Consider the following 13,350-nt stretch of genomic DNA (forward strand, 5'->3'; position numbering starts at 1 on the left):
AGCGCCGCCGCCGCAGGCTCGTGCATGGCGGGCCTCTTGTGCTCTCGTCCCTGAAGGTCGGGCATGCTAGCAAGCACCCACGGCCCACCGCTACTTCGTTTTGGAAACAGGGTGTGTCAAAGAGGCTCGTTGGGGGGGGACGTGCCGGGACACCCCCCCAGGCCTAGGGGGGTCTGGGTTCAGTCCAAACGACGCTGCTCGAGTGCGCGCGCCAGCGGTGCATCGCGCTGGTACACATCGGCGGCGAACCGCAGGAGCGCTGCGGGTGCCTCGGCCCAGGCGGTGAAGTAGACCAGGGCGACGGGCACCGGACGGCCGAGCCTCACGTGCTGCGAGGGGGCGGCATCGTCGCGCATCGCCGCGGCCACTCGCTCGGCGTTCCAGCCTGGCTGGTCGCGCAGCAGCCAGGTGGCCAGGGCGGCCGGCTCCTGCACGCGCACACAGCCATGGCTGAAGTCTCTCCGCTCACGCAGGAAGAGGCTGCGCGCCGGGGTGTCGTGCAGGTAGATGGCCTCGTCGTTGGGCATCATGAACTTCACGGCGCCCAGAGCATTGCCCGGGCCCGGCCTCTGGCGCAGGCGCAGGCTGCCGTCGCGCAGTCCGGCCAGGGCCTCGGGACCGAACGGGACCACAGGGGAATGGTCGGCCGGGCCGGCCACCACTTCCTTGTTCAGGCGGTGCACGGAACCGGGGTCGGCCTCGATGCGCGGCAGCTCCTCACGGTGCAGGATGCCGGATGGCACGTTCCAGTAAGGACGGAAGACGAGGTAGCGCAGCTCCTCCATCATCGAGGGCGTGGCGTCCTTGCCGCTGCGGCCCACGATCACACGCGACTCCAGGACGGGCTCCCCGGCCGCGTCGGCGTAGGCCCACAGGCGGAACATCGGCACGTTGACCAGGATGAGCGGCCCGCCCGGCCGGGAAGGCATCCAGCGCAGCCGCTCCAAGCTCAGCTCGACCTGGCGCACGCGCTGCGACAGCGGTACGTTGAGGGCCGCCACGGTGGAGGGCCCGATCACGCCGTCGTCGTTGAGCCCGTGGCGGGCCTGGAAGCGCCGTACGGCCGGCTCCCAGGCCGGGTCGTAGAGGGTCGGGTCGGTGGGCGATGGCGCATCGCCGGGCAGGTCGCCCAGGAAACGCAGCCGCTCGAAGACCTGCGCGGCCTGGCCATGTGACTGCCCCGGGCGCAGGCCGGGCCGGAAGACAGGCAACGAGGTCGGCGTTTCCCGGGCGGCCTGCGCCCGCAGGGTCGGCAAGGCGGCCCGCAAGGTCTCGTAAGCCGGCCAGGCGGGACGCAGGGCCTGCACCACGGGGGCCAGGCGTCCGGCTTCCACGGCCTGGTGCAAGATGGCGGCGAGGTCGGGCTCGCCCCGGGCGGGTCGGCGTTTCCAGCCGTGTCGATGCGGGTCGACACGGCCCAGGTGCAGGTCGCGCAGGAAGCGCAACCAGGTCAGACTCAGGCGCAGGTCCAGCGCGGGCAGCGCTGCCGACGCACCGGGCCCAGGAGTGGCTGCGCGCACGGCTTCGGCGGCCCGCGCCAGTTCAGCGGCCTGGTAGTCGTCGGGACGCAGCCCGTCGTCCTCGGCCGCGGCCAGCAGGGACAAGGCTTCGGCCAGCACCGGGCGCGCCCGCCCCTCGGCATCGAACCATCGCAGCCCGGCCGGGCCCAGGGCATAGAAGCGCCGCAGGGTCTCGGCCTGGGCCGCGGGGAGGGTCGCGGTCCAGGCTGTCTGAGGATGCTCGGGCCACCGGGCCAGCGGCGGGGGCAGTGGGGAGGCCAGAACCTGGGTGGCGAGCCCTGTGACGGCCACGCAGGCCACAAGAAACAGATCGGGGAAACGCATGGGGTGGCTACGGTACCTCGGAAGCCGGCCGTCGCGGCATCCCCCGAATCGGCGAACTTCGTCGTCATCCGGGCCGGCCGTCGGCCCGGGGCCGGCCGAACCAACGCCCATACCGCCAGCTCCAGCCCAAGGCCACGGCCGCCCAGACTACCGCCGAAGCGAGCACCAGCGCCCCCGAGGCCGCGCCCTGCCCCGTCCCCAGCAAGCGCAGCACCACGGCGACTTGCAGGCCCCAGAACAGCGCCCAGGCGATGTCGTCGGCGGCGAGCACGCGCCCGCCATGCCCGCAAGACACGCGTGTGGCCATGGCCAACAAGACGGACCCGAGGAAACCCAGCGTGAGCGCGTGCAGCGGGGCCAAACCGAGGGCGTGCCCGCCCAGCCACCACAGGGCCTGAGCGGCGGCCTGCAGCAGCAGGGCCAGGCCGAGCCAGACGAAGCCGAGGTGCAGCATGGCCAACAGACGGATGCGCAGGCTTTGCACCAGGCCCCAACGCACCGCCAGCCACAAAGCTCCGAGCCCGGCAACGAGGTTGAAGCCGATGGCCAACATGGTCAGGGGCCCGGAGCCTCGTGCCGCCCAGGCCAGCGGTGGCTGCGCCACCAGCACCGCCAGCCAAGTCCACAACAACCACATCGGCCGCCAGGCATCGAGCACCGGTAGCGCCGCGGTCGTGAAGAAGGGGATCATGCGATGCAGCACAGCGGCGTAGATGGGGGCGATGAACCACCACAGGCCCACCGAGGCGGCAGCCAGGGTCCAGCCTGGCTCCCCCAACATCAGGCCGGCCACTGCCGCCCACAGGTCGATCGAGCCGACCAGGCAGGCGCAGCCCACGACGCGCGCATGAGTGCGGTCTTGGGCCGTGGCACGGTGCAGCAGTTGTAGGTAGCGCCGGGTGAAGCCGCTCCAGCCCCAGGCCACCGCCGACAGGCCGATGGCTGCCAGCGGTGCCAGGCCATGCACCCCCATCAGGAAGACGGCCCAGCCGCTCAGGCAGGCCAGCGTGGGCGCCAGCAGGCTGCGCGCCCCCACCGGCGGCAGGCCCAGCCACTTTGGCCCGGCCGTGAAGAGGAAGCCCGTGATGAACAGGGGCATGAAACCATGGCTCATCAGCAAAGCATGTGCCAGGGTAGGAGAAAGGGTCCAGGACAGCGGCGGAACCAGGCCTTGGCGGCTGGCCAGCACGATCAGCCACCACACAGCGCTGGTCGAGAGCATCACGGCCCCGGCAAAGAAGCCCAGCCGGTGCGGCGCGGCCAGCAGCCAGGACGCCCGCCAGGCAGGGGCCGGGCCGGTGCGGCGCGGCGCAGCCGCCGGCCCGGCCGGCTCAGGCTGGATGGGAACGGTGCGCATGCCCGGACCTCAGGCCGCCGCCGGAGCCGGGGTAAGCAGCCGTTCGACCAGCTCGCGCACGCTGCGGATCTGGTCACCGAAAGGCAGGGCGCCCACACCGCGGAAGAACAGGCCCTTCTTCACGTCGCCGCGCAGGGCGGCGGCGAGCTGGTGATCGATGCAGAACTGGCCCCAACCGGCCAAGCCGTCGCGCAGCCCACACTGGGCCAGGCAATCGAAGGCCTTGGTGCAGCGGCTCTTGACATGCGCCACGGCCTGTAGCTTCTCCTCGATCTTGAGGTAAGCCTTGAGCCAGGGTGTGGCCACCGCGCGCGCCGGCAGGCCGGCCACGCTGGTGAACTCGACCACGTCCTCCTCACGGGCTTGCGCCAGCACCCGCTTGAACTCGGGGTGAGCGTCGCCCTCCTGCGTCACGGCAAACGGAGTGCCCAACTGCGCGGCACTGGCCCCCAGCGACTGCACGCGAGCGATGTCGGCATGGGTGCGAATGCCACCGGCGGCGATCAGCGGGATCTCGCGTTCGACGCCCGCCTTGCGCAGGAACTCGCGGGTCTCAGGCAGCACGCGCTCGAAGTCAAAGCGCGGGTCGTTCAGGTCGGCAATTTTCGCAGCACCCAGGTGGCCGCCGGCCAGGCGGGGGTGCTCAATCACGATGGCGTCGGGCAGGCGCTTCTTGCGCTCCCACTTCTTCACGATGAGCTGCACGCCGCGGCTGTCGGAGAGGATGGGAATGAGCAGGGCGTCGGGGTGATCCTGCGCCAGGTCGGGCAGGTCCAGCGGCAAGCCGGCGCCCACCACGATAGCATCGATGCCGGCTTCCAGTGCACGCTTTACGCTGGCGGCGTACTGGCTGACCGCACGCATCACATTCATGGCCAGCAGGCCGCGGCCGCCGCTGCGCGCGCGGGCGGCGGCCACTTCACGGTCGATGGCTTCGAGGTTGGCCGCGTCGATGGCCTGCTTGGCCGCCTCGCCCATGCCCACGCCACGAGTGCGCTCCGTCAGGTCGGGATGGTGACGGCGCAGATCCACGCTGCTGAGCGTGCCCACGCCGCCCAGCGCGGCCACGCTGCCGGCCAGACGGTGGGCTGACACCCCCACGCCCATGCCCCCCTGGACGATGGGCAGCAGGCGAGCGCCCTTGAGCTTCAGCGCCGACAGGCCGCTGCGCTCGAGCAAACGGGCCAACGCGGGTTCGACGCGAGAGAAAACTTCAGACATGACCGCACCTCTTGGAATGGCGCCCTGAAGGTAAGCGTATGCCCCGGTCAGGGTCTTGACCGAGCTCAACGGCAATTCGTCAATGCAACACGAGCACCGGCAGTTTCGTACGCGACATCAGGTTCTTCGTGTGCGATCCCCACATGAGCTCGCCAAAGACGCCACGGCCGTGCGTGACCATGACGATGAGATCGCACTGGTGCTGGGCTGCAACGTCGACGATGGCATCCTCGATGTTGTTGGCCTGCACGCTCACGCGCTGGAAGGGCACCTTCGCCTCGGCAGCGAGGCGCTCGAATCGTCCGAGCACTTCGTCGGCATGCGCACGCACCGATTCGTCATGGCTCTTGGTGATGCGCCCATAGGCATAGCCTTCGCCGATGCTGGCCGGTGGGGGCGCAAAGGGTTCGACGATGAAGCCCGTGACACGCGCGCCCAGGCGCTGGGCCAGAGCCAGACCGGAGGTCATGGCCTTGTCGCTGAGGTCACTGCCATCGACGGGGACGAGCAGGTGGTTGAACATGGAAGCCTCCGTCCGAGCCCGCCTCGGGCCCTCGGAAACACTCTACGCCGGGTATCCCGGCCGCGGATTGCTCCACGTCAAGCCCGGGGTCATCGGGGCGGGCGCAGCCGGCTGTCAATCTCGTTGAAGCACACGTCCTGCTCGGCCGGTATGTATGGCCCGGTCCCGCTGTGCTCGGACCGCGAGGCCGGCACGAAGCCCCCAGCCAGCACGTCGAAGACGTGCACTTCACCGTCCTCGATCACATAGTGCCAGCCATGCAGCGTGATCGTCCTGGACTCGACCCGGGAGCGCACCATCGGATAGTCCATCAGGCGCTCGAGTTGCAGCACCACGGCACGCTGCTCGGTGCGGCGCAGGGCTTCGGGGCTGGGCTGCACCGGCAGGGCCGCCTCGCGGGCCAGGTCGAGCCAGCGGGCCAGGTTGGGTGCTTCGGGCGAGATCTCCTCGTACAAGGCCTTCATGGCACCACAATGGCTGTGGCCGCACACCACGATGCGCGTCACATGCAGATTGAGCACCGCGAACTCGATGGCCGCGGTCGTGCCATGGTGTCCATGGCTGCCGTCGTAAGGCGGCACCAGCGCACCCACGTTGCGCACGATGAAAAGCTCGCCCGGCCCAGCCCCGGTGAGCAGGTAAGGCACGAGACGGGAGTCCGAGCAGCCGATGAAGAGCGTGCTGGGGTGCTGCCCCTGGTCCACCAGGTCGCGAAACCTCGCTTGGTGCCGAGGGAAGTAGTCGTCGTGGAATCGACGCAGGCGGGCGATCAGCTCGTCAGGCATGGTCGCACTCCCCTGCTCCCTACTGCACCAGGGGCGTTTCGGCGGCATCGAGTGCCACCCCGTCGAGTTTGGCCTGACTCGCCAGCAGACGCAGGTACTGGCGCAGCGCGGTCACGTAGGCCTGCTGCTGCAACGCCAGGCGCACGGCACCGCGCACCCTCTCGAAAGGCTGGGGGCGGCCGGCCTGGCGCTCCAGCACCTCCACCACGTGCAAGCCAAAGCGGCTGTGTACCAGTCGGGGCAGCACGCCCACCTCGGTGTGCCCGAAGACCTCGCGGGCGAACTCGGGGGCGCAGTCGGCCGCGCGCAGCCACCCCTCTTCATCACCAATCATGCCGCCGTGCGCACTGCTGGGGCAGTTCGACCACTGCTGAGCCGCCTGGGCAAAGCGTCGATCCCGATCGGCTTCGGTCTGGCCTTCGTCATGGCAGCGCAGTTCCAGCAGCACGCTCTCGGCCTTCAGGCGCAGGGCCTTCACGTCCACGCCGGGCGTCACGGCGAACAGGATGTGCCGGGCGCGCACCCGCTCACCTTCGCTGTACTTGGCCGCATGGGCCGCGTGGTGGCGACGCAGGGCCTCCTCGGACGGCTCGGGCAACGCCAGCTCGCGTTCGAGCAGGGCCTCGATCGCCGCGCTGGCCGCTTCGCTGATCACGCCGTCGGTGCCCGGTTCGTCAGCCGCGTCGAGCAGCCCGGCAGCCTGCGCGGCTTGGCGCAGCAGCTCGGTGCAGGCCCGTTGGCGCAGCACATCGGGCGGCAGCACCTCGCCAGGGGCATGGAGCGGCTGGCCGTTGACGCGAGCCGCAGGGTGAAGGGTCTCGGCGGTCATGGCATCGTCTCCTTCAGGCCACGGGACGGCGCGCCGGAGCATGGTGATCGGCCGGCAGGTTCAGACGGCGCGAGCGCACCACCTGGTACGGCCGCAGCAGATAGGCGATGGCGCCGAAGCCGCTCCACACGTGCACCAAGCGGGTGAACGGGAAGATCAGGAACATCGTCATGCCCAAGAACATGTGGGCGCGGAAGACCCAGGAGATGTCGGCCATCAGCTCGGCGGCGCCGGGACGGAAAGTGACGATGCGCTGGGCCCATTCGGCCAGCACCAGCATCACGCTGCCATCCAGGTGCTGGGCCGACAGCGGCACGGTGGCCAGGCCCAGCACCAGCTGCACCCACAGTAGCCACAGCAAGACGATGTCGCTGGTCTTGGACGTGGCACGGATGCGCGGGTCTGACAGGCGGCGGTGCAGTAGCAGGCTTACCCCGATCAGAGCCAGCACGCCGGCGATACCGCCGGCCGTCATGGCCAACACCTGCTTGGTGCCCGAGCTCATGAAGGGCTCATACAAGAAGTGCGGCGTGAGCATGCCCACGAAATGGCCGAAGAAGAGGAAGAGCACTCCGGCATGGAAGAGGTTGCTGCCCCAGCGCAACTGGCCGGCGCGCAACAGCTGCGAGGAATCGCTCTTCCAGGTGTATTGATCGCGATCGAAGCGAAGCAAGCTGCCGACGAAGAACACCCCCAAGCAAATGTAGGGGTACAGGCCGAAGACGAAGAAGTCGAGGGTGGCTTTCATGCGCGTGCTCCTTGAGTAGGTGCCGGCTTGCGGACGATGTGGATGGGCTGGGGCTGGTCCGGGCGGTTCTGGCCCTTGGTGGCGCAGCCATCGAAGGCCAGTGGCTCGGCCCAGGCGTCGTCGATGCCTTCTTCGGCGGGCAGGTTCACGTGCTGGACACGCTCACCCGCCATTTCCAGCACGGCAGCGATGGCCGCAGCGTAGGGGCTCTGGCGCTGGGCCAACGCCGTATGCAAGGCATTGAGGATGTGCGCCATCTCGCCGAGGAAGTCCCGCGCCACAGCCGCCTCCTGCGTGGCGGCGAACTCCAGGACCACGGGAAGGAAGTCCGGCAGTTCACCGGGGGCGAGGTAAAGGCCGGCTTGCTCATAGGTCTGCAGCAGGTCTACCATCGCCGGGCCGCGGTCGCGCGAGTCGCCATGCACGTGCTCGAACAAGTGCAGCGAGGTCGCACGGCCCCGGTCGAAGGTGTCCACATACCGGGCCTCGACCTCGAAGGTGTCACCCACGCGCAGCTGGCGAATCAGAGCCTGCAGGCCTGCTCGGGCCTCTTTGCTGAGTGCAGGATCCTCGGTCACCGCAGTCTCGATCTCGTCGAGAGCGGAACGCAGCGTGTCGTCCGGGTAGCCTAGCAGACGGGCCACCGCGCGGCAGCTTCGGGAGGGAAATCGTTTCATCGTGGATCTCCTGCGCTCAGACGGTGGCCTTGATGGGGATGGTGCGTTTCTTCTTCCCGCCGAAGAGACTGACCTCGGTGCTGCCCTCGGAGCAGCCGTTGCCGAAGGAAAAGCCGCAGCCACCGCGCACGTCGAAAGCGTTCTCGGCGTACTCACGGTGCGTGGTGGGGATGACGAAGCGATCCTCGTAGTTGGCAATGGCCATCACGTGATACATGTCTTCCACCGTGGTCGGATCCAGACCCACCTGCTGCAGCGCAGCGGTGTTGACGCGACCTTCTACGTGCTTGTCGCGCTGGTAGGCGCGCATCGCGAGCATGCGCTCGAGGGCGCGCACCACCGGCGCCGTCTCTCCGGCCGTGAGCATGTTGGCCAGGTAGCGCACGGGGATGCGCAGCTGGTTGACGTCGGGAATCTCGCCGTTGATGCCAATCTCGCCGGCATTGGCCGCGGCGGTGATGGGCGACAGCGGCGGCACGTACCACACCATCGGTAACGTACGGTACTCGGGGTGCAGGGGCAGCGCCACCTTCCAGTCCACTGCCATCTTGTAGACGGGGCTCTTGCGCGCCGCCTCCAGCCAGGACTCGGGGATGCCATCGGCGCGGGCCTGCTCGATCACCTGGGGGTCGTTCGGGTCGAGGAAGATGTCGAGCTGGGCCTGGTAGAGGTCGCGGTCGTGCTCGACGCTGGCGGCCTGCTCAATGCGGTCGGCGTCATACAGCAGCACCCCCAGGTAGCGGATGCGGCCCACGCAGGTCTCCGAGCACACCGTGGGCTGGCCGGCCTCGATGCGGGGGTAGCAGAAGATGCACTTCTCGGCCTTGCCGGTCTGCCAGTTGTAGTAGATTTTCTTGTAGGGACAACCCGAGACGCACATGCGCCAGCCGCGGCACTTGTCCTGGTCGATCAGGACGATGCCGTCCTCCTCACGCTTGTAGATCGAGCCCGAGGGGCAGGAGGCCACGCACGCCGGGTTGAGGCAGTGTTCGCACAGGCGCGGCAGGTACATCATGAAGGTGTTCTCGAACTGGCCGTAGATGTCCTTCTGCACCTCGTCGAAGTTTTTGTCCTTCGACCGCTTGGCGAATTCGCCGCCCAGAATCTCCTCCCAGTTCGGACCCCACTCGATCTTCTCCATGCGCTGGCCTGTGATGAGGCTGCGCGGGCGCGCCACCGGGGCCGCCTTGGTTTCCGGGGCGGACTGCAGGTGGTCGTAGTCGAAGGTGAAGGGCTCGTAGTAGTCGTCGATCTCGGGCAGGTGGGGGTTGGCGAAGATGCGCATGAGCAGCTTCCACTTGCCGCCCTGGCGCGGCTCGATGCTGCCGTTGCTCTTGCGGACCCATCCGCCATGCCACTTGTCCTGGTTCTCCCACTCCTTGGGGTAGCCGATGCCGGGTTTGGTCTCGACGTTATTGAACCAGGCGTACTCCATGCCCGGCCGGTTCGTCCAGACGTTCTTGCAGGTGACGGAGCAGGTGTGGCAGCCGATGCACTTGTCCAGGTTGAGGACCATGCCGATCTGTGCGCGGACTTTCATCGCAGGTATCTCCTTCTTCTCAGGCGGCGGTGGCCGTGGACTCGTCGTCGAGCCAGTCGATGCGCTTCATCTTGCGCACCACCACGAACTCGTCACGGTTGGTCCCGATGGTTCCGTAGTAGTTGAAGCCATAGCTCAACTGTGCATACCCGCCGATCATGTGCGTGGGCTTGGTGACGATGCGGGTCACGGAGTTGTGGATGCCACCACGCTGGCCGGTGATCTCACTGCCCGGAGTGTTGATGGTCTTTTCCTGGGCGTGGTACATCATCACCATGCCCGGGTTGACGCGCTGGCTCACCACCGCCCGCGCCGCGATCGCGCCGTTGGCGTTGAAAAGCTCGACCCAGTCGTTGTCGACGATGCCGGCTCGCTTGGCGTCGTCCTCGCTCAGCCAGATCACCGGGCCGCCCCGGTTGAGCGTGAGCATCACGAGGTTGTCGCTGTAGGTGGAGTGGATGCCCCACTTCTGGTGCGGCGTGATGAAGTTGAGCGTGATCTCCGGGTTGCCGTTGGGCTTGCGGTTCATCACCTCGTCCACCGTCTTCAGGTCTACCGGCGGTCGGTAGCTGGAGAAACCCTCGCCGAAGGCGATCATCCAGGGGTGGTCTTGGTAGAACTGCTGACGGCCGGTGAGCGTGCGCCAGGGGATCAGTTCGTGCACGTTGGTGTAGCCGGCGTTGTAACTGACCTTCTCGCTTTCCAGGCCCGACCAGGTGGGCGAGCTGATGATCTTGCGAGGCTGTGCCTGGATGTCGCGGAAGCGGATCTTCTCGTCCTCGCGGTGCAGGGCCAGGTGGGCGTGCTCGCGGCCCGTGATCTTCGAAAGCGCCTCCCAGGCCTTCACTGCGACATGGCCGTTGGTTTCGGGCGCGAGCATCATCACCACCTCGGCCGCGTCGATGTCGGTCTCGATCTTCGGCAGACCCTGGGTCACACCTTCTTCGTGCACCTTGCCGTTCAGCTCAGCGAGATGACGAACCTCCTCGGCCGTGTTCCAGGCGATGCCCTTGCCGCCATTGCCCAGCTTTTCCATCAGCGGCCCCAAGGCCGTGAATCGCTTGTACGTGTTCGGATAGTCTCGCTCTACCACAGTGATCTGCGGCGCGGTCTTGCCGGGGATCAGCTCACATTGACCCTTCTTCCATTCCTGCACGCCCAAAGGCTGGGCCAGCTCGGACGGCGTGTCGTGCATCAGCGGCGTGAGCACCACTTCCTTCTCCACGCCCAGGTGACCCACGCACACCTCACTGAACTTTTTCGCCAAGCCCTTGTAGATCTCCCAGTCGGACCGAGCCTGCCAGGCTGGGTCCACCGCCGTGGACAGCGGGTGGATGAAGGGGTGCATGTCGCTGGTGTTCAGGTCGTTCTTCTCGTACCAGGTGGCCGTGGGCAGCACGATGTCGGAGTACAGGCAGGTCGTGCTCATGCGGAAGTCGAGCGTGACCAGCAGGTCGAGCTTGCCTTCGGGTGCCTGCGCGTGCCAGGCCACCTCGGTCGGTTTGGCATCGCCGGGGCCCAGATCCTTACCCTGCACGCCGTGGGCGGTACCCAGCAGGTGCTTGAGGAAGTACTCATGGCCCTTGCCCGATGAGCCCAGCAGGTTGGAGCGCCACACGAAGAGGTTGCGCGGCCAGTTGTGGGGATGGTCGGGGTCCTCGCAGCTCATCTTGAGTACGCCGCTCTTGAGTGAGCTCACCACGTAGTCCTTGGTGTCCTGGCCTGCAGCCTGGGCGTCACGCACCACTTGCAGCGGGTTGGTTTGGAGCTGTGGCGCGCTGGGCAGCCAGCCCATACGCTCGGCACGCACGTTGTAGTCGATCAGGCTGCCCTGGAATTGGGTCTTGTCGGCCAGCGGCGAGAGCACCTCCTCCACACCCAGCTTCTCGTAGCGCCACTGGTCGGTGTGGGCGTAGAAGAAGCTGGTGGAGTTCTGCTGACGCGGAGGACGGATCCAGTCGAGCGCGAAGGCCAAGGCTGTCCAGCCGGTCTGCGGGCGCAGCTTCTCCTGACCCACGTAGTGCGCCCAGCCTCCGCCGCTTTGGCCCACACAACCGCACAACATCAGCATGTTGATGATGCCGCGGTAGTTCATGTCGCTGTGGTACCAGTGGTTCATCGCCGCGCCGATGATCACCATGGACTTGCCGTGCGTCTTGTCGGCGTTGTCGGCGAACTGACGCGCCACGGCAATCACCTGGTCGCGCTTGACACCGGTGATGCTCTCCTGCCAGGCCGGGGTGTAGGGGACGTTGTCGTCATAGGAAAGCGCCGAGTTTTCTCCCTGCAACCCGCGCGAGACGCCGTAGTTCGCCGCCAACAAGTCGAACACGGTGGCCACCAGGATCTCGCGGGGCTCGCCCGCCTTGCCCAGGGTGATGCGAACGGCCGGCACCTTGCGCTGGATCACGTCGCCCGCGGACTTGTTGGCGTTGAAGTGCGGGGTATCGACACCACCGAAGTATGGAAAGGCCACATCGACGACCTCATGAGCCTGGGCCCCGTCTTCCAGCACCGACAGCTTGAGCTTCACGTCGTGGCCGTGGCGGGCCTCCTTGCTTTCGAGATTCCATCGTCCCGCATCGGGTCGGCCTTCAGGGCCCCAGCGAAAGCCGATGGAACCGTTGGGCAGCACGATCTTGCCCATCTCGTCGAAAGCCACGGTTTTCCACTCGGGGTGATTGGTCTGACCGAGCTTGCCGTTGAAGTCGCTCGCGCGTACGTAGCGGTCTGGCACCAAGGTCTTGCTGCCGTCGGGCAGGTTGTGCTCCTTGAGCTGCACCAGCATCGGCAAGTCGGTGTATCGGCGCGCGTAGTCGTCGAAGTAGCTGGATCGCTTGTCGAAATAAAACTCTTTGAGGATCACATGACCCATGGCCATGGCCAGCGCAGCATCGGTGCCTTGCTTGGGGTGCATCCACAGGTCGGCCAGCTTGGACACCTCCGCATAGTCGGGCGTGATGGCCACGACCTTGGCGCCCTTGTAGCGCACCTCGGTAAAGAAGTGCGCATCAGGCGTGCGCGTCTGCGGCACGTTGGAGCCCCAGGCGATCAGGAAGGTGGAGTTGTACCAGTCGGCACTCTCCGGCACGTCGGTCTGTTCCCCCCAAGTCTGGGGACTTGATGGCGGCAAATCGCAGTACCAATCGTAGAAGCTCATGCACACGCCGCCAATGAGCGACAGATAACGGCTGCCAGCGGCGTAAGACACCATCGACATCGCCGGGATCGGCGAGAATCCGATCACCCGATCCGGGCCGTACTTCTTGATGGTGTAGACGTTGGCCGCCGCGATGATTTCGTTGACCTCCTCCCAGGTCGATCGGACGAACCCTCCGAGCCCGCGCTGGCGCTGGTAGTCGCGGCGCTGCGCATCGTTCTCCACGATGCTGACCCAGGCATCCACGGGACTTCGGGCCACCGCTTTGGCCGCGCGCCAGTGCTTGAGCAGTCGGCCGCGCACCATCGGGTACTTCACGCGGTTGGCACTGTAGAGATACCAGGAGTAGCTAGCGCCGCGGGCGCAGCCGCGCGGTTCGTGATTAGGCAGATCGGGACGGGTGCGCGGGTAGTCGGTTTGTTGGGTCTCCCAAGTCACGATACCGCCCTTGACGTAGATCTTCCACGAGCACGACCCTGTGCAATTGGTGCCGTGGGTGGAGCGTACGATCTTGTCATGCGCCCAGCGCCCCCTATAGGCGTCCTCCCAGGTGCGGTCCTCGCCGGTGGTCACGCCATGGCCGTCCGCAAAGGGCTCTCGGGGTTGGTTGAAGTAGGTCAGACGATCAAGGAAGTGGCTCATCGAGGGCTCCTAGTTCGGTTTGGT

Annotated in this window: 10 protein-coding genes; all 10 read right to left on the reverse strand. The window is 67.0% G+C overall.

All coding sequences use genetic code 11. The features are described from left to right. Window positions 1–179: 179 nt before the first annotated feature. On the reverse strand, window positions 180–1,844 hold the full coding sequence (locus ACK4ZD_RS08985) for a murein L,D-transpeptidase (RefSeq protein WP_409660669.1): 1,665 nt from the start codon (window positions 1,842–1,844) through the stop codon (window positions 180–182). Window positions 1,845–1,908: 64 nt separating this feature from the next. Further along, window positions 1,909–3,201 (reverse strand): NnrS family protein, encoded by a 1,293-nt coding sequence (locus ACK4ZD_RS08990; protein WP_409660671.1) that lies wholly within the window; start codon window positions 3,199–3,201, stop codon window positions 1,909–1,911. 9 nt (window positions 3,202–3,210) lie between these two features. Next, a complete protein-coding gene (locus ACK4ZD_RS08995) occupies window positions 3,211–4,422 on the reverse strand; it encodes an NAD(P)H-dependent flavin oxidoreductase (protein ID WP_409660673.1) in 1,212 nt (403 codons plus the stop codon). A gap of 79 nt (window positions 4,423–4,501) precedes the next feature. Then, window positions 4,502–4,945, reverse strand: a complete 444-nt coding sequence (locus tag ACK4ZD_RS09000; RefSeq protein WP_409660675.1) for a universal stress protein — start codon at window positions 4,943–4,945, stop codon at window positions 4,502–4,504. An 89-nt stretch (window positions 4,946–5,034) separates the two neighbouring features. Next, the gene (locus tag ACK4ZD_RS09005; protein WP_409660677.1) at window positions 5,035–5,730 is read right to left on the reverse strand and encodes a carbonic anhydrase; all 696 of its coding nucleotides are present in this window, start codon (window positions 5,728–5,730) and stop codon (window positions 5,035–5,037) included. 19 nt (window positions 5,731–5,749) lie between these two features. After that, complete coding sequence (locus tag ACK4ZD_RS09010; RefSeq protein WP_409660679.1) at window positions 5,750–6,559, reverse strand: peptidylprolyl isomerase; 810 nt, start codon at window positions 6,557–6,559, stop codon at window positions 5,750–5,752. Window positions 6,560–6,572: 13 nt separating this feature from the next. After that, window positions 6,573–7,307, reverse strand: a complete 735-nt coding sequence (narI, locus tag ACK4ZD_RS09015) for a respiratory nitrate reductase subunit gamma (RefSeq protein ID WP_409660681.1) — start codon at window positions 7,305–7,307, stop codon at window positions 6,573–6,575. Beyond that, window positions 7,304–7,984 (reverse strand): nitrate reductase molybdenum cofactor assembly chaperone, encoded by a 681-nt coding sequence (narJ, locus tag ACK4ZD_RS09020; protein ID WP_409660683.1) that lies wholly within the window; start codon window positions 7,982–7,984, stop codon window positions 7,304–7,306. Before narJ ends, narI begins: the two co-directional genes overlap by 4 nt. Window positions 7,985–8,000: 16 nt before the next feature. Next, window positions 8,001–9,524: a nitrate reductase subunit beta gene (gene narH / locus ACK4ZD_RS09025; RefSeq protein WP_409660685.1), complete on the reverse strand. Its 1,524-nt coding sequence runs from the start codon at window positions 9,522–9,524 to the stop codon at window positions 8,001–8,003. 19 nt (window positions 9,525–9,543) lie between these two features. Beyond that, entirely contained in the window at window positions 9,544–13,326 is a 3,783-nt protein-coding gene (locus tag ACK4ZD_RS09030) for a nitrate reductase subunit alpha (protein WP_409660687.1), read from the reverse strand. Between the last annotated feature and the right edge of the window lie 24 nt (window positions 13,327–13,350).

Source organism: Caldimonas sp. (assembly GCF_046291045.1).
In the GTDB taxonomy this organism is placed as follows: domain Bacteria; phylum Pseudomonadota; class Gammaproteobacteria; order Burkholderiales; family Burkholderiaceae_C; genus Caldimonas.